At 60.7% G+C, this 15,267-nt stretch carries 17 protein-coding genes; 15 read left to right on the top strand and 2 right to left on the bottom strand.

The annotated features are described in order from the left end of the window. From Q7T64_RS11495 to Q7T64_RS11440, 12 genes are all read left to right on the top strand, one after another. Positions 1–391 (top strand): class II fructose-bisphosphate aldolase (locus tag Q7T64_RS11495; RefSeq protein WP_304795655.1); only part of this gene is annotated, 391 nt, incomplete at its 5' end. 121 nt (positions 392–512) lie between these two features. Continuing rightward, positions 513–1,409: a phosphoribosylaminoimidazolesuccinocarboxamide synthase gene (locus tag Q7T64_RS11490; RefSeq protein ID WP_304795652.1), complete on the top strand. Its 897-nt coding sequence runs from the start codon at positions 513–515 to the stop codon at positions 1,407–1,409. 1 nt (position 1,410) lies between these two features. Beyond that, a complete protein-coding gene (gene purE, locus Q7T64_RS11485) occupies positions 1,411–1,917 on the top strand; it encodes a 5-(carboxyamino)imidazole ribonucleotide mutase (RefSeq protein ID WP_304795650.1) in 507 nt (168 codons plus the stop codon). Next, positions 1,914–3,131, top strand: coding sequence for a 5-(carboxyamino)imidazole ribonucleotide synthase (locus Q7T64_RS11480; RefSeq protein ID WP_304795648.1), 1,218 nt, complete (start codon positions 1,914–1,916; stop codon positions 3,129–3,131). The genes purE and Q7T64_RS11480 overlap by 4 nt, the downstream gene beginning before the upstream one ends. A gap of 4 nt (positions 3,132–3,135) precedes the next feature. Further along, positions 3,136–4,200 carry an L-threonylcarbamoyladenylate synthase gene (locus Q7T64_RS11475; protein WP_304795646.1) on the top strand — a complete coding sequence of 355 codons (1,065 nt, stop codon included), beginning with the start codon at positions 3,136–3,138 and terminating at the stop codon, positions 4,198–4,200. A 111-nt stretch (positions 4,201–4,311) separates the two neighbouring features. After that, positions 4,312–4,941, top strand: coding sequence for an AMP-binding protein (locus Q7T64_RS11470; RefSeq protein ID WP_304795644.1), 630 nt, complete (start codon positions 4,312–4,314; stop codon positions 4,939–4,941). Positions 4,942–5,062: 121 nt separating this feature from the next. Next, complete coding sequence (msrA, locus tag Q7T64_RS11465) at positions 5,063–5,608, top strand: peptide-methionine (S)-S-oxide reductase MsrA (protein WP_304795642.1); 546 nt, start codon at positions 5,063–5,065, stop codon at positions 5,606–5,608. Positions 5,609–5,891: 283 nt separating this feature from the next. Next, a complete protein-coding gene (locus Q7T64_RS11460) occupies positions 5,892–6,473 on the top strand; it encodes a TRAP transporter small permease (RefSeq protein ID WP_304795640.1) in 582 nt (193 codons plus the stop codon). Continuing rightward, the gene (locus Q7T64_RS11455; protein WP_304795638.1) at positions 6,470–7,813 is read left to right on the top strand and encodes a TRAP transporter large permease; all 1,344 of its coding nucleotides are present in this window, start codon (positions 6,470–6,472) and stop codon (positions 7,811–7,813) included. The genes Q7T64_RS11460 and Q7T64_RS11455 overlap by 4 nt, the downstream gene beginning before the upstream one ends. 36 nt (positions 7,814–7,849) lie before the next feature. Beyond that, positions 7,850–8,878 carry a TRAP transporter substrate-binding protein gene (locus tag Q7T64_RS11450; protein ID WP_304795636.1) on the top strand — a complete coding sequence of 343 codons (1,029 nt, stop codon included), beginning with the start codon at positions 7,850–7,852 and terminating at the stop codon, positions 8,876–8,878. 555 nt (positions 8,879–9,433) lie between these two features. After that, a complete protein-coding gene (locus tag Q7T64_RS11445) occupies positions 9,434–9,904 on the top strand; it encodes a hypothetical protein (protein ID WP_304795634.1) in 471 nt (156 codons plus the stop codon). A gap of 155 nt (positions 9,905–10,059) precedes the next feature. Further along, a complete protein-coding gene (locus Q7T64_RS11440; RefSeq protein ID WP_304795632.1) occupies positions 10,060–10,278 on the top strand; it encodes a hypothetical protein in 219 nt (72 codons plus the stop codon). Positions 10,279–10,482: 204 nt separating this feature from the next. Here Q7T64_RS11440 and Q7T64_RS11435 read toward each other — a convergent pair whose 3' ends face one another. Next, positions 10,483–11,304 (bottom strand): Crp/Fnr family transcriptional regulator, encoded by an 822-nt coding sequence (locus Q7T64_RS11435; RefSeq protein WP_304795630.1) that lies wholly within the window; start codon positions 11,302–11,304, stop codon positions 10,483–10,485. A gap of 552 nt (positions 11,305–11,856) precedes the next feature. Here Q7T64_RS11435 and Q7T64_RS11430 point away from each other — a divergent pair. The 3 genes from Q7T64_RS11430 to Q7T64_RS11420 all read left to right on the top strand — a co-directional run bounded on the left by Q7T64_RS11430 (position 11,857) and on the right by Q7T64_RS11420 (position 14,188). Next, on the top strand, positions 11,857–13,032 hold the full coding sequence (locus Q7T64_RS11430) for an acetyl-CoA C-acetyltransferase (protein ID WP_304795628.1): 1,176 nt from the start codon (positions 11,857–11,859) through the stop codon (positions 13,030–13,032). A gap of 55 nt (positions 13,033–13,087) precedes the next feature. Next, the gene (gene phbB, locus Q7T64_RS11425; RefSeq protein ID WP_304795626.1) at positions 13,088–13,828 is read left to right on the top strand and encodes an acetoacetyl-CoA reductase; all 741 of its coding nucleotides are present in this window, start codon (positions 13,088–13,090) and stop codon (positions 13,826–13,828) included. Positions 13,829–13,981: 153 nt separating this feature from the next. After that, a complete protein-coding gene (locus Q7T64_RS11420; RefSeq protein WP_304795624.1) occupies positions 13,982–14,188 on the top strand; it encodes a hypothetical protein in 207 nt (68 codons plus the stop codon). A gap of 196 nt (positions 14,189–14,384) precedes the next feature. Here the strand turns inward: Q7T64_RS11420 and Q7T64_RS11415 are convergent, their stop codons facing one another. Beyond that, the gene (locus tag Q7T64_RS11415) at positions 14,385–15,101 is read right to left on the bottom strand and encodes a hypothetical protein (RefSeq protein WP_304795622.1); all 717 of its coding nucleotides are present in this window, start codon (positions 15,099–15,101) and stop codon (positions 14,385–14,387) included. Between the last annotated feature and the right edge of the window lie 166 nt (positions 15,102–15,267).

The following is a 15,267-nucleotide window of genomic DNA, read 5'->3' as shown; positions in this document are numbered from 1 at the left end:
CCACACCCACCTGGTGATGCACGGCTCATCGTCGGTGCCGCAGGAACTGCTGGCCGAGATCCGGGAATTCGGCGGCGACATGAAAGAGACCTATGGCGTGCCGGTCGAAGAGATCCAGGAAGGCATCAAGCATGGCGTGCGCAAGATCAACATCGACACCGATATCCGGCTGGCGATGACCGGCGCAATCCGCCGCTACATGGCGGAAAATCCCGGCAAGTTCGATCCGCGCGACTACCTCAAGCCAGCGCGCGAAGCCGCCATGAAAGTCTGCAAGGCGCGCTTCCAGGCATTTGGTTGTGAAGGACAGGCCGGCCGCATCAAGCCGATCACGCTGGAAAAAATGGCCGAGCGTTACAGGAAAGGCGAACTCGCACAGATCGTCCAGTAAGCGTTGGCTGTCCTGCGCTGCAGGGCCTGCCGCAAAGCCGCCCGCCGTCTCGCAAGAGCGGCGGGCAAACTTTTCAAATTCCGATGAACCGACGATCCAACGATCCCACTGCGATGAGCCGATGAGCAGCCTCTACAACTCCACGATCACCTCGCTGCCGCTGCTGGGCCGCGGCAAGGTACGCGACAACTATGCTGTTGGCGACGACAAGCTGTTGATCGTCACCACCGACCGCCTGTCGGCCTTCGACGTCGTGATGAACCAGCCAATACCGGACAAGGGCCGGGTCCTGAACCAGATGTCGAACTTCTGGTTCGACAAGCTGGCCGGCATCGTGCCCAATCACCTCACCGGCGTTGCCCCGGAAAGCGTGGTGGCGCCGGACGAAGCCGCGCAGGTGCGTGGTCGCGCCGTGGTGGCCAAGCGTCTGACGCCGATCATGGTCGAGGCCGTGGTGCGTGGCTACATCATCGGATCGGGCTGGAAGGATTACCAGCAGAACGGCGCGGTATGCGGCATTGCGCTGCCGGCCGGCTTGCGCCAGGCCGACAAGCTGGCCGCACCCCTGTTCACGCCAGCGGCCAAGGCCGAGCTCGGCGAGCATGACGAAAACATCAGCTTCGCCGACATGGAGCAGCGCATCGGCGCCGACCTGGCCCGGCAGATCCGCGACATCAGCATCAAGCTATACGAAAGCGCCGCCAGCTATGCCGCCACGCGCGGCATCATCATCGCCGACACCAAGTTCGAATTCGGCCTTGACCAGCAGGGCGTCTTGCACCTGATGGATGAAGTGCTGACTGCCGATTCGTCGCGCTTCTGGCCGGCCGACTCGTATCGTCCGGGCATTTCGCCGCCGTCGTTCGACAAGCAGTTTGTGCGCGACTACCTGGAAACCGTGACAAGCTGGAACAAGACCGCGCCGGCGCCCTCGCTGCCGCCCGAAGTGATTGAAAAGACTGGCGCAAAATACCGTGAGGCGCTGCAGCGCCTGACCGGCCAGGCACTTGAGGATTGATATGGCAAACGGATCGCAAGCGGGGGATGTCGTCGTCGGCGTGTTGATGGGTTCCTCGTCGGACTGGGACGTCATGCAGCACGCGGTGCAAATCCTGAAGGAATTCGGCGTTGCCCATGAGGCGCGGGTGGTTTCGGCGCACCGCATGCCCGATGAAATGTTCGCCTATGCCGAGTCGGCGCGTGAGCGCGGCCTGCGCGCCATCATCGCCGGCGCCGGCGGCGCTGCCCATTTGCCCGGCATGTTGGCCGCCAAGACCATCGTGCCGGTGCTGGGCGTGCCGGTGCCCTCCAAATACCTGCGCGGCGAAGATTCGCTGCTGTCGATCGTGCAGATGCCGCGCGGCATTCCGGTGGCCACCTTTGCCATCGGCGAAGCCGGCGCCGCCAATGCGGCGCTGACCGCCGTCGCCATCCTGGCCGCAACCGACGACGCACTGGCCGCCCAACTGCTGGCATTCCGCCGCAAGCAGAACGACGCCGCGCGCGCGATGACGCTGCCGGAATGAGCGGCATACGCAATGGCTTCGGCCCCGGCGCCGCATCGCCCACCTGGCTGGGCGTGATGGGTGGCGGCCAGCTTGGCCGCATGTTTGCGCATGCCGCACAGGCAATGGGCTACAAGGTCGCCGTGCTCGAAACATCGCCGGATTGTCCGGCCGGCCATGCGGCCGACCATTTGCTGTGCGCGGCCTATACCGACACCGCCGCGCTCGACGAGCTGGCCGCCCAATGCGTGGCAGTGACCACCGAATTTGAAAACGTGCCGGCCAAAAGCCTGGCCTACCTGGCCCAAAGCATTGTCGTTGCGCCTTCGGCGGAGTGCGTGTCGATCGCCCAGGACCGGCTGGTCGAAAAGCGCTTCTTCACGCAGTGTGCCGGAGCGGCGGGAGCCCCAGGCGTACTGCCGGCGCCCTATCGGGAGATCCTGGACGCAAGCGATATCGACAGCCTGCCCGACGAACTCTTCCCCGGCATACTCAAGACCGTGCGCATGGGCTATGACGGCAAGGGGCAAGCGCGGGTGGCAAGCCGGCCGCAAGTGCGCGCCGCCTTCGACAATCTCAAGGGCGTGCCCTGCGTGCTTGAAAAGATGCTGCCGCTGGCCTACGAAATTTCCGTGCTTGCCGCGCGCGGCGCCGACGGCCAGGCCGTGGTCTATCCGATTGCCGAGAACGTGCATCGCGACGGCGTGCTGTTCAAGACCACGGTGCCAGGCCCGAACGTGACGCCGGAATGTGCGGCGCGCGCGCAGGAAGCGGCGCTGTCGATCATTGCGCAACTCGGTTATGTCGGCGTGCTGTGCATCGAATTTTTCGTGTTGCAGGACGGGTCGCTGGTGGTCAATGAAATGGCGCCGCGTCCGCATAACAGCGGGCACTACACGATCGATGCCTGCGTCACCAGCCAGTTCGCCCAGCAAGTGCGGGCAATGGCCGGACTGCCGCTGGGCGACACCCGCCAGCATTCGCCGGCGGTCATGCTCAATATCCTGGGCGATATCTGGTTCAGCGGCGACGATGAACAGCCGCAGGAGCCGTGCTGGGACAAGGTGCTGGCACTACCCGGCGCCAATTTGCACCTGTACGGCAAGGACGACCCGCGGCGCGGCCGCAAGATGGGCCACGTGACTTTCGTTGCGCCGACGCTGGCGCAGGCCGAACAGCATTTCCGCGATGCCTGCGTGATGCTCGGTATCGCCGCCGAGCGGTTTCACGCTTGATGCCGTGAGCGCAGCATCCGCAGCCCAGGCTCTTGACCTGCCGGCAATCGACGCCGCAGCCCGCATGCTGGAACAGGGCCTTCTGGTCGCGTTCCCGACCGAGACTGTGTATGGCCTCGGCGCCGACGCCAGCAACCCGGCGGCGCTTGCCCGCATTTACGAGGCCAAGGGCCGGCCATCGGACCACCCGCTGATCGTTCATCTGTCGCCGCAGGCCGAACTCGAACATTGGGCCACCGATATTCCGGACGAAGCACGACGCCTGGCCCAGGCATTCTGGCCCGGTCCGCTGACGCTGATACTGCAGCGCGCCGCCGGCGTTCCCGATGCGGTGTCGGCCGGACAATCGACCATCGGCTTGCGCTGTCCGTCGCATCCGGTCGCACTGGCATTGCTGCAGGCATTCAGGCAAGGGCAGGGCGGCATTGCCGGCCCGTCCGCCAATCGCTTCGGGCATGTCAGTCCGACCAGCGCGCAGCATGTGCGCGATGAATTCGGCGCGCATCATCCACTGATCGGATGCATCCTCGAAGGCGGCCAGAGCGCGGTCGGTATCGAGTCGACCATCATCGACCTGTCACGCCTGCAGTCGCATGGCCCGGTGTTGCTGCGGCCCGGCAAACTGACGGCGCGCGAAATTGGCGATGTACTCGGACGCACGGTCACGATGCCGGACCAGTCGGCGCCGCGCGTATCGGGAACGCTGGCTGCGCATTACGCGCCGGCGACCGCCCTGGCGCTGGTGCCGGGCGAGCGGCTTGACGCAGTCCTGGCGGCCCTGGCGGCACAGCGGCGGCGTATCGCGCTGATGCACTACTCGCCATTGCCCGCAGTCGACGGTGTGGCCGCCAGCACCGTTGCGTCAATCCGGGTGCAAGCTGATCCCGCAGCCTATGCGCATGCGCTGTATGCGAACCTGCGGGTGCTGGACCAGGCTGCTGCCGACCTGATCGTGGTGGAGACACCGCCGACCGACGCCGGATGGGAAGCCGTCAATGACCGGCTGCGCCGTTCTGCCCATGACTCAAGCGGCATGCTGGCGCGGATGCTTGGCCAGCAGGCCGTATAGCCTGAAGGGGCATGCCGCCTGACGGGCCAACCAGCCAGCAGCCGCAACGGTTCTTTTTGATTTTCCGGGGTCATGCATGCGTAGAATCGGACCTCATCCCAGCTTCCAGCCATGAACTTTTTCGACATCCTGCGCAGCCACGCACTGCGGCTGCCTGACAGCATCGCCACCGCGTCGTCGCGCCATCGCCGCACCACCTACCGCCAGCTATGGTCGCGCATTGAACGCGGCAGCGCGCGGCTGCAGGGCGAGTGGCTGGTGGAGCCGGGCGATATCGTGATCTATGCCGGCCATGCCCATCCCGACGCATTGGTCCTGTGGCTGTCACTGGCGCGCCTGGGCGCGGCGTTGCTGCCACTGGAGAGCGCAGCACTGCTTCTGCATGCCGGCGCGCTCGCGAGCCGGCATGAAGTCAGGCTGCTGTTGCATGATGACGACCTGCCCGCGCCGCTGCCCGACGAATTTTGCGCTTGCGCCAGGCTGTCGGCGCTGATCGCGAGGCGCTGCGAGCATGAGGCGCAGGATTGCCCGGAATCGACGGCAGCCATCAGCTTGTGGTATCCCGATCCGCTGGCGCCGACAGCGCCGGCATCGTCATTTTCCATCGAGGCCTTGCTGGCTCGTTCCGGTCCGGGCACAGCGCCAGGGGCCGCTGCCGCGCAGGTCTTGTTCGATCCGCAGCGATTGCAGCGGCAGATCCTGCCCGCCTTGTCCCAAGGGCTGCCGCTGATGTTCGAATAGGCGCCCGGGCAAGCGCAGGCTTGTGTGCTTGTCATGGCGCGCCGGTCTTGACGCAGACCGTGGCGCAGGCGACCCTGATTCGGTTACAGTGACGGCAACACGAACTCGTTGGAGAGCTGTCATGACGACCGAAATTGCGACCTTGGGCGGAGGCTGCTTCTGGTGCCTGGAAGCGGTCTACCAGGAAGTCGCTGGTGTGCTGCATGTCGAATCCGGCTACACCGGCGGCCAGGTAGATAATCCGAATTATGAACAGGTCTGCGGCGGCAAAACCGGTCATGCCGAAGTCGTGCGCCTGGAATTCGACCCGGACGTGGTCAGTTACCGGCAACTGCTGGTGATCTTTTTCACGATACACGACCCCACCACGCTCAACCGGCAGGGCAATGACGTCGGTACCCAGTACCGCTCGGTGATTTACTTTCACACGCCACAGCAGCAGGAGATTGCCCGACGGGTGATCGCGGAAATGGCGCAGGTATGGGATGCACCGGTCATTACCGAACTCAGCGCCGAGACCACGTACTACAAGGCAGAGGACTACCACCAAAACTATTTCCGCAATAATCCCAACCAGGGTTATTGCGCCTTCGTGGTGGCGCCCAAAGTCACCAAACTGCGCACGACTTTTCCGTCGCTATTGGGTCATGGAAAAGCCGCAGGGTGACCAGGGCCTGGCGCTATTGCTCTGATGAAATAGTTTCCGTAGTGTAATAAGTTGTAAAACGCCATGCAGGCTCGCCGGCATGGTCTATATTGAAACTGTTGTACGCGAGACTCCAGAGTTGGACTTTGCCCGCGACTGTCAGAGCAGTCGCGGGCTTCTTTGTGCCAATAGCCGCGTATCACCCGCGGCAAACCTTCCCCCTTCCAATGACAAGAGTGCCAGGCATGCTGCTGGCAAGTTATCATTCGGGCTTCATTTTTCGGCGCAGCAATCCGATAGCGGCATGGAGCAAACCAAGGGCGAATTGACAACGACAGCACGCACGCGCGCCATGCATGAGACGGCCATGCCAGCACAAGACGAACAAGCAATCCAGCGTGGCGCCGCCGGCGCACTGCTGTTCCAGCTGGCGCGCGCACTGGCCTTGGCCGGCGGCATGCTGTTGATTGCCATTGTGCTGATGTCGCTGGTCTCCATCCTGGCCCGCAAACTGATTGCCATGCCGGTACCGGGCGATATTGAAATGCTGCAAATGGGGATGGCGATCGCCGCTGCCGCCATGCTGCCTTATTGCGAAATGACCGGCGGCCACTTGCGGGTCGATTTTTTCACCGCAAACCTGCCCCCGCGCCTGCGCGGGCTGCTCGACGCCGTTTCCCATCTGTTGCTGGCGCTGGTCGCTGCGCTGATCGCCTGGCGTACCGGTGTTGCCGCCGGCGCGTTGCGCACGTCCGGCGAAACCTCAATGATGCTGGCCTGGCCGGTGTGGGTGGCGTGGGCTGCGCTGGTGCCGAGTTTCCTGCTGTTTTCAGCAGCCGGCCTGTATAACGCGGCACGGGAATTCAAGCGGGCGCGGCGGCAATGACCGATGCAGTGAGCGGACTTTCGGCCGGGCTGATCATGTTTGGCGTCCTGATGGCGCTCCTGGTGCTGCGGATACATATCGGCATTGCCATGTTCCTGGTTGGCGCAGGTGGATTTGCCCTCATGCAGGGCGGTCACTGGATGCCTTTGCTGAATTCGCTCAAGAGCCTGGCGTATGCACGCCTGTCCAATTACGACCTGGCCGTGATACCCCTATTCATGTTGATGGGACAGTTCGCCACGCACGGCGGATTGTCGCGTGCGCTGTTCGCCTGCCTGAACAACTTCGTTGGTCATTTCCGTGGCGGTGTCGCCATGGCGGCGGTCGGCGCGTGTGCCGCATTTGGTGCCATTTGCGGATCGTCGCTGGCCACTGCGGCGACCATGGGACAGGTCGCCCTGCCCGAGTTGCAGCGCTACCGCTATTCCGGCGCGCTGTCGACTGGCGCGCTGGCTGCCGGCGGCACGCTGGGCATCCTGATTCCGCCCTCGGTGCCGCTGGTGATCTACGCCATGCTGACCCAGGAGTCGATCGGCAAGCTGTTCGTCGCAGCGATCATTCCGGGCCTCATGGCAATGCTCGGCTATATGCTGGTGATCCGGATCGTCGTCGCGCGTGACCCGCAAGCCGGCCCGGCCGGCGCCAATCCGCCGCTCGCCGTGAAGCTGCGTTCGCTGATCGGCGTGACGCCGGTCATGCTGGTATTCCTGGTCGTGATTGTCGGCATTTACGATGGCTGGGCCAATCCGACCGAGGCAGCGTCGATCGGTGCGGCAGCATGCGGCTTGCTGGCCATCACCACCGGCGGCATGCGCATGGAGGGCATGGTCAGGAGCTTGCTGGGCACCGCCCAGGCCAGCGCAATGATTTTGCTGGTGCTGCTTGGCGCCGACATGCTCAACGCCGGACTGGCGCTGACCCAGATGCCGGCCGAACTGGCTTCCTGGATCCAGCACAGCGGCCTGTCGCCGCTAACGGTGATCTTTGCGATCCTGCTGATCTACCTGCTGCTGGGTTGCGTGATGGATTCGCTGGCCATGATCCTTTTGACCATACCGATTTTTTATCCGGTGGTGATGGGACTGGATCTGTGGGGCATGCCGGCGCAGGACAAGTCGATCTGGTTTGGCATCCTGGCGCTGATGGTGGTTGAAATCGGCCTGGTGCATCCACCGATCGGCATGAACATCTACATCATCAACAAGCTGGCCGGGGGCGTGCCCTTGCGGCAGACATTCATCGGGGTCATTCCCTTCCTGCTGTCGGACCTGGTACGGATTGTCCTGCTGGTTTTCTTCCCGGTCATTTCCTTATTTATCCTGCACGCATCCGGCGGCTAGCTCGCCGGTGTTGCCAACCAAGCCATGGAGATCTGCATGAAACAAAAAAGTCCGCGCGTAGCCGGTTTGATCGGGGCGGTCCTGCTGACGTCTTGCGCCAGCGTCACCGCCCAGGAAACGGTGATACTGAAGGTGCACCACTTCCTGCCGCCAGCGTCGACGGCGCAGGCGAAGTTCATCGAACCGTGGTGCGCAAGGATCAGCCAGCAATCCAGCAACCGGCTCAAGTGCCAGATCTATCCTTCAATGCAGCTTGGCGGGTCGCCCGCCCAATTGTTCGACCAGGCCAGGGACGGTGTGGCCGACCTGGTCTGGACGCTGCCCGGTTACCAGGCTGGCCGTTTTGTGGTGTCGGAAGTATTCGAGCTGCCCTTCATCGTCAGGAGCAGCGCAGAGGGTAGTCGGGCGCTGTGGCAATACGCGATGAAAAACGCGAGCAAGGAATTCGAAGGCATCAAGCCGATCGTTTTCCATTTGCATGACGGCAACATCTTCCACACCACCAAAAAGCCGATCAGGGCCTTGCAGGATTTCCGCGGCATGAAGTTGCGGGCACCGACCCGCCAGGCGACACGGATGATTGCGGCATTTGGCGCCACGCCGGTGCCCATGCCCTTGCCGCAAGCGCCCGAAGCCTTGTCAAAAGGCGTGATCGACGGCGCGCTGGTGCCCTGGGAAGTGGTTCCCTCGATCAAGCTTGGTGAAATCGTCGGCCACCATATCGAGACCGATCCATCGATGCCGCAGTTATCGAATTCAGTGATTATCTTCGGCATGAATCCAGCGCGTTATGACAGCCTGCCGGCTGATTTGAAAAAAGTAATTGATAACAATAGCGGTCCGCAAGCCTCGGCCGAGGCCGGCCGGATATTCGCGCAAGCCGGTTTGGCAGGGCGCAAAGCCTCAGAGAAATATAAAGCGACTTTCCATACGGTGCCGGCGGCAGAGCTGCAACTCTGGCAAAAGGCATCTGAAACCGTCATCAGTGACTGGGTTCGGGATGTCACTGCAAAAGGCCATGACGGGCGCAAGTTGCTGGAAGAGGCAAGGGCGTTGCTTAAATAAACGACTGTTGCGGTGATGGCCGCGCGCCGCCATCACCGCACGCATGTTAACGATCACTCCGATTGAAGAGCGACCGCACATTTCGGAATCAAAACACATAGCGCCCTCTTTGGGCGTTAAAAGAGCATCTGGTCGTTTATAAGACAATTGTGTGTGTCAATTGTTTTGAAATATAACCGTCCTTCAATTTCCCCCAAGACTTTCTATCATCCGTACATCGTTGTTTCTCGCCATTAATCTGGTCAGATGCGCGGTCAGGTCTGTGTCGGCCCGAGGCGTGTCAATCTGTTGTCAGGGCGGTAGATTGGTATATCCACCCTAATGGCAGCCGATCGCGATCAAGCCCCAATTTTTGTGTCAGCGATCGGATGACAGCTTTATGTTGCGGTTCCGCCAATGACAGAGCCAATGCGCCACGCAATCAATGTATCAAGCTTTTAAAAATGGTCGGGATGAAAGGAAATTATGAATAAAATAGAATTATCAAATAATAGCTTGCGAGCGCAATTCAAATTGCCAGCCCATTACGAGCTGCTTCAATACCATCCCGCGCACATGTCGCTACGGTGCTATTCCCCGGACCTGGCCCTGCAGACCGACGGCCTCAAGCTGGGGGAGGCCGCATTCGACCTGCAGATCACCCTCCAGAGAGGACTTACCCAGGCCGAACAATTGATCAATGGCGATGGTCCTGTGATTGAGCCAGCCTACCTGCGCCAGAAGTCGTGCCTCGAACCAATCGGCCGTTACCATATTTTCCAGGAAGAGCGCATACAGGCGGGCTTGCGGCACACCTTGATGACCTATGTATTCCATGCCGATGACGGTGCCGTGGTCGGCATCGAAGACGCCGGAGAACTGATGGACAACTATCAGTTTTGCCGCAAGATCGGAAAATTCATCCAGCTACGCTATTCGCTGAGCAAGGAATATGGCGACGACTTCATCGAAGTCGATGCGCAAATGACCCGGTTTGTAAAAGACTTGTTGATCCGTGTGTGGGAGGTGGATTCCGAAATCGACTAGCCGCGATGCGGACGCCAGTGTGCAGACCTTGCATGCCAGTGGGCCACAGCGGGTCGGTACGCGCGCGTCGCGAATGCTGAATCTCTTGCTCGCGGTCAGACGGGTATTTGAGGCGGCGCAGGCGCGAGGGGCTTGTGTGGGCCTATGCTGGTCGCATGGACACCAATGAAATCCGCCGCCGCCTGATCTGGCATCAGAAACGGATCAACTCCCTGGCAACCTTGCTGCCGGTTGATGCGCAACTCGATGTCTGGACCGTCGATTGTACCGAGACGATCGATATTGCAGAGCGCAAGCGGCTGGTGCTGACGATCACGGAAATTCGGCGCGAAGCCAGCACCGAGTTGCTGGATCGGGTCAAGAGCAGGCGCTGAGCCATTGGCGTCATCCATCAGGCGGGGTAGAGCTCAGCCCTGCGGCTGATTGGATTGCCGGACGCCAGCGCCCTTAAAGCTAAGGCCCGCCGGAAGCGGGCATTTTTTTGATGGACGGCATCAGCAGGATCGCAATCGCGCAGGCCCGGCCGGATGCGCAAGCGGGTGCGCTGGATAAGTCGACCCTATCCAGCGCTAGTCAGTCTAGCGCACGCCCTGTGTGTTTGCTGCTATTGCGGCTGCCTGCGTCATTGCAGCTGCCTGTGCCTGGATTTGCGCCTGTTGCTTGATTCGCGCGCGCGATGGTGGCAGTCGGCGCAATGTCCGCAAGGCGCCGATGTCGTTGATGATGATGGCGCGCTGGTCGACGGCGATCAGGCCGATTTCGTTGAATGCGGAAAACGTGCGGCTGACCGTTTCCAGTGTCAGCCCCAGGTAGCTTCCGATTTCATGGCGTGTCATGCGCAGGTTGAATTCCTTGTTGGAATACCCCATCGCACCGAAGCGGTCCGACAGTGGTACCAGGAAGCGTGCGACGCGCGCCTCTGCCGACAGCGAGCCGAGCATGCCAACCATCGCTTGCTCGCGAACCAGCTCCCGGCTCATCACGCTGTAGATGGCGGTCTCGAGTTCAGGATGGGCGCGTCCCAGCGCAAGGAATTTCTTGAACGGCACCAGGATGATGTCGCACGACGACAAGGCGACTGCCTCGGAGGTGTAGTGCTTGTTGTGGATGCCGTCTATGCCGAACAGGTCGCCCCGCATCGGAAAGGAAAGCACTTGCTCATTGCCCGACTCATCGATCATCACGGTTTTCAGGAAACCGGAATTGACGATGTAGAGCATGTCGAATGGCTGGCCGATGGTATGGATGCGCTGGCCACTTTTGAACTGAACGTGCTGGAACGCAGAATCGGATTCGAGCGCAAGGCCGGCGCAATGGATATGCAGCAGGTCGCAGATTTCGCTGAGCGTGGACCAGAGCTTTGCAGAGCGTTGCCACGCCGCGTCAGCGGGTCGGGCCATAGTTGGATTGATGCCATTTGGGGTTGCCAGCACGGTGTATTCTCCTGTGTTTTGCGATATGGATCAAATTGGTGTTAGCGGTCCAGTCTTGTTTCTGCATTGAACGATTGCAGTATGTCCGTTCGGTAACCGAATTAAAATCAGCGCCGGCTGAAGTGGCTTATAGGAATAAATCCCCGTGCTGTAGGAATATTCCTAATGCCTATGCGAAATACGATACATTCGTTGCGAGGCGGTATGAATAATCGCAATGATCCTGGCGCGCGCGCGGCGATCCTTGAGAAACCCGGTGGCGCGGATCTGGATCTTGCTGCCCCCTTGATTTTGCGCAGCGGCGGCAAATTGTTCGCATTTGGCCGGTCTGCGCGCCGCTTTATCGCCGGGCTGGCGCTTCCTTTGCGCGCAAGTAGGCGAACGCCCATTCTCGGTCTATCATGGCAATCATTGCGCAGCAGAATTTGCGCCTGCTTCCCTGCGAATATGAACGAATCAGCGCAGGTTCGCGCCTATGGCGACAAGAATGTTGGAATCCCGAAAACAGGAGACTCGAAAATGGATGAAGTGGTTATCGTCGCGGCGCTGAGGACAGGCGTGGGCAAGTTTGGCGGCTCGCTGGCCAAAATACCGGCAGCCGACCTTGGTGCGCATGTGATCAAGGGGCTGATCGAGCAAACCGGCGTGGATCCGGCGCGCATCAGCGAAGTCATCATGGGGCAGGTGCTGACTGCCGGCGTTGGACAAAATGCCGCCCGCCAGGCATCCATCAAGGCCGGACTGCCGGACATGGTGCCCGCCTATACCATCAACAAGGTGTGCGGCAGCGGGCTCAAGGCCACCCATCTGGCAGCGCAGGCGATTCGCTGCGGCGACGCGGGCATAGTGATTGCCGGCGGCCAGGAAAACATGAGCGCCTCGCCGCATGTGCTGCCCAATTCCCGTGATGGCATTCGCATGGGCGATGGCAAGCTGGTCGACACCATGATCGTCGATGGCCTGTGGGACGTCTATAACCAGTACCACATGGGCGTGACTGCCGAGAATGTCGCCCGGAAATACGATATTTCACGGCAGCAGCAGGACGAGTTTGCGCTGGCGTCGCAGCAGAAGGCCGAAGCAGCACAACTCGCCGGCCGCTTCAAGGACGAAATCCTGGCGCTCGAGATACCGCAAAAAAAGGGCAGCATCACGTTCGACACCGACGAATACGTCAAGGCGGGATCGACCATTGAAGCCTTGTCCGGACTGCGCCCGGCATTTTCCAAGGACGGCTCGGTCACGGCCGGTAATGCATCGGGCATCAATGACGGTGCTGCCGCCGTGATGATGATGTCGGCGAGCATGGCGCGCGACCTGGGACTGCAGCCGCTGGCGCGGATCAAGGCCTATAGCTCTGCCGGCGTCGATCCGAAAATAATGGGGATGGGTCCGGTACCTGCCGCCCAGCTGTGCCTGCAGAAAGCCGGCTGGCGTCACCAGGATCTCGACCTGATGGAAATCAACGAAGCGTTCGCCGCGCAGGCGCTTGCCGTGAACAAGGAAATGGGCTGGGACACCAGCAAGATCAACGTCAATGGCGGCGCGATTGCGATCGGCCATCCGATTGGTGCGTCAGGTTGCCGGATCCTGGTTACCTTGCTGCACGAGATGATCCGGCGCGATGCAAAGCGCGGCCTGGCAAGCCTTTGCATCGGCGGCGGCATGGGCGTGGCGCTCGCACTCGAGCGCTGATTGTCGGACCACATCCCTATTTCGAATTTCATTTCCATTTCAAAGAGGAACAGTCATGGCCAGGATTGCGTTGATTACGGGTGGGATGGGCGGTTTGGGCGAGGCGATCTGCATCAAGATGGCGGCATTGGGCTATCAGGTCGTGACGACCCATTCGCCGGGCAATACCAAGTCGGGGGAATGGCTCGATAGCATGCGCGAGCAGGGTTTCAATTTCCATGCGTATGCCTGTGATGTCGCCGACTACGATTCGGCGCAGGCATGCATCGGGGAAATCGAAGGGGCAATGGGGCCGGTGGATGTGCTGGTCAATAACGCCGGTATCACGCGCGACATGACCTTCAAGAAAATGGACAAGGTCAACTGGGATGCGGTGATCAAGACCAACCTGGATTCCGTATTCAACATGACCAAGCCCGTGTGCGATGGCATGGTGGACCGGGGCTGGGGCCGCATCATCAATATCTCGTCTGTCAACGGACAGAAAGGCGCCTTCGGGCAGACCAACTATTCGGCTGCCAAGGCCGGCATGCACGGTTTCACGAAGGCGCTGGCGCTGGAAATAGCGCGCAAGGGAGTCACCGTGAATACGATTTCACCGGGCTACATCGGCACCAAGATGGTGACCTCGATCCCGAAGGAAGTGCTCGACACCAAGATCATTCCGCAAATACCGATGGGCCGGCTGGGAAAGCCCGAGGAAGTGGCCGGGCTGGTGGCCTACCTGGCGTCGGACGAGGCCGCCTTCCTCACCGGAGCCAATATTGCGATCAATGGCGGCCAGCACATGTATTGATGACATAAGGACATTGCGCTGTGCAAAAGGCCGGGCGACCCCCGGCCTTTTTCAATAAATATTCGGATATCGTGTCAACAGATGGTTCCCTGGCGTCGTTAAGGGGATACGTAGATCACTTGTTCTACGCACTATTCCAACCAGGACCGCAAAATGAAAAAACTGATCGCTGCTTTCGTCGCCGCTATTTTCGCCACCGGCGCCTTCGCTCAAGCTACGCCAGCAACGCCAGCAGCTCCGGCCGCACCTGCTGCTGCATCTTCGGCACCTGCTGCTGACACTGCCAAGCCTGCCAAAAAAGCAAAAGCCAAAAAAGCCAAAAAAGCTAAAAAAGCAAAGAAAGTCGCCAAGCCTGCCTAAGCAAGCAAGCGCGCGGCACGCAGGATGAATGGTGCCATCCTGGCTAGTGCCTGAGTCGTGTGCGTAACAGGTGGCTGCGATCTGGTTTGTCCGGGTCGCGCTGCTGGAAAGCGGAGCCTTGCGGCTCCGTTTTTTTTGCCTTCCCCTTTACGTCGCTTTCGCAGTGCAATGAGGCGCTTGGCGGCTTGCTGCCTTGCTACGATCGTTGCCTTGGCTCGCGCCGTGTCAAGCGCCGCTCGGTGGGATGTGAAAAATTCCGGAACTCGATATTGGTGATGCCGATCGAGCCTGCCGGCCCCGACACGAATTCATTGCCGCGCCGTACCGGGAACAGGTAGTTGTCGAGGATGACGATATCCGTGCGGCACGCTGGATTGCTGCTGTAGAGCTGTGGCTTGATTTCTTGCCAGACGCCTTCACTGATCCAGCCATCCAGGAACAACTGGTTCGGATAGAGTGAATGGTCGGCATCCAGGTAAGCCTTCTGCCCCGGCTTCAGGCTGGGGTGTCCCGGCGGCTCGTCGCCGATTGCCAGGTTGATCCAGCCGTCGCCGATTTCATGTAGCTGCTCGCTCTGGAATGCGATATAGCTGAGTTGCAGGTGCCACTTGCAACTCAGTTCAAGCCGCTTCTCCAGCTTGCATTTTTCGCTCCACATCGACTGCCCGTCGCATACCGTGAGCTGGGTCGTCATGACCTGGCCGATCAGGGTCGGCTCCATCTTGCGGATTTCATCGAGGCGCTCGTGCAGGTTCCAGAATAGCCACTTGGTGCGCTCAGTGCCGGCCATGTCCGAAAGTTCTGCGACCGGCCGCGCGCCATAGGGTTCGAGTGCGCGCAACACATCCTTGCGCAGCTTCTCATTGATTTCTTCCAGGTCGGGACCTGGTCTTGACTGGTTCTGCGTCTGCATGGCCTCTCCGGTCAGGTTTGCGAGTCGTTGGTCGACTTGCCTGCTTGGACAGCGATTCGGGAAAAAGTGTTTCATGTCCAGTGCTCATGTTGGCAACAGCCAGGCTGCGGGCGTTTGCGATCCCGCAGGAATTGATGCAAATCAGGACTGGATTGCCCGCCCGTTT

This window comes from Lacisediminimonas sp., assembly GCF_030645335.1.
Lineage (GTDB): Bacteria > Pseudomonadota > Gammaproteobacteria > Burkholderiales > Burkholderiaceae_D > Lacisediminimonas.
This window is presented reverse-complemented; position numbering and strand designations above follow the sequence as displayed.

Excerpts from the sequence above, each read along its gene's own strand:
- Q7T64_RS11420 (WP_304795624.1), top strand. The coding sequence starts at position 13,982 with ATGAAAAAACTGATCGCTGCTTTCGTCGCCGCTATTTTCGCCACCGGC.
- purE (WP_304795650.1), top strand. The coding sequence starts at position 1,411 with ATGGCAAACGGATCGCAAGCGGGGGATGTCGTCGTCGGCGTGTTGATG.
- Q7T64_RS11415 (WP_304795622.1), bottom strand. The coding sequence starts at position 15,101 with ATGCAGACGCAGAACCAGTCAAGACCAGGTCCCGACCTGGAAGAAATC.
- Q7T64_RS11490 (WP_304795652.1), top strand. The coding sequence starts at position 513 with ATGAGCAGCCTCTACAACTCCACGATCACCTCGCTGCCGCTGCTGGGC.
- Q7T64_RS11480 (WP_304795648.1), top strand. The coding sequence starts at position 1,914 with ATGAGCGGCATACGCAATGGCTTCGGCCCCGGCGCCGCATCGCCCACC.
- Q7T64_RS11455 (WP_304795638.1), top strand. The coding sequence starts at position 6,470 with ATGACCGATGCAGTGAGCGGACTTTCGGCCGGGCTGATCATGTTTGGC.
- Q7T64_RS11460 (WP_304795640.1), top strand. The coding sequence starts at position 5,892 with ATGGAGCAAACCAAGGGCGAATTGACAACGACAGCACGCACGCGCGCC.
- Q7T64_RS11430 (WP_304795628.1), top strand. The coding sequence starts at position 11,857 with ATGGATGAAGTGGTTATCGTCGCGGCGCTGAGGACAGGCGTGGGCAAG.
- Q7T64_RS11470 (WP_304795644.1), top strand. The coding sequence starts at position 4,312 with ATGAACTTTTTCGACATCCTGCGCAGCCACGCACTGCGGCTGCCTGAC.
- Q7T64_RS11440 (WP_304795632.1), top strand. The coding sequence starts at position 10,060 with ATGGACACCAATGAAATCCGCCGCCGCCTGATCTGGCATCAGAAACGG.
- Q7T64_RS11435 (WP_304795630.1), bottom strand. The coding sequence starts at position 11,304 with ATGGCCCGACCCGCTGACGCGGCGTGGCAACGCTCTGCAAAGCTCTGG.
- phbB (WP_304795626.1), top strand. The coding sequence starts at position 13,088 with ATGGCCAGGATTGCGTTGATTACGGGTGGGATGGGCGGTTTGGGCGAG.
- msrA (WP_304795642.1), top strand. The coding sequence starts at position 5,063 with ATGACGACCGAAATTGCGACCTTGGGCGGAGGCTGCTTCTGGTGCCTG.
- Q7T64_RS11445 (WP_304795634.1), top strand. The coding sequence starts at position 9,434 with ATGTCGCTACGGTGCTATTCCCCGGACCTGGCCCTGCAGACCGACGGC.
- Q7T64_RS11450 (WP_304795636.1), top strand. The coding sequence starts at position 7,850 with ATGAAACAAAAAAGTCCGCGCGTAGCCGGTTTGATCGGGGCGGTCCTG.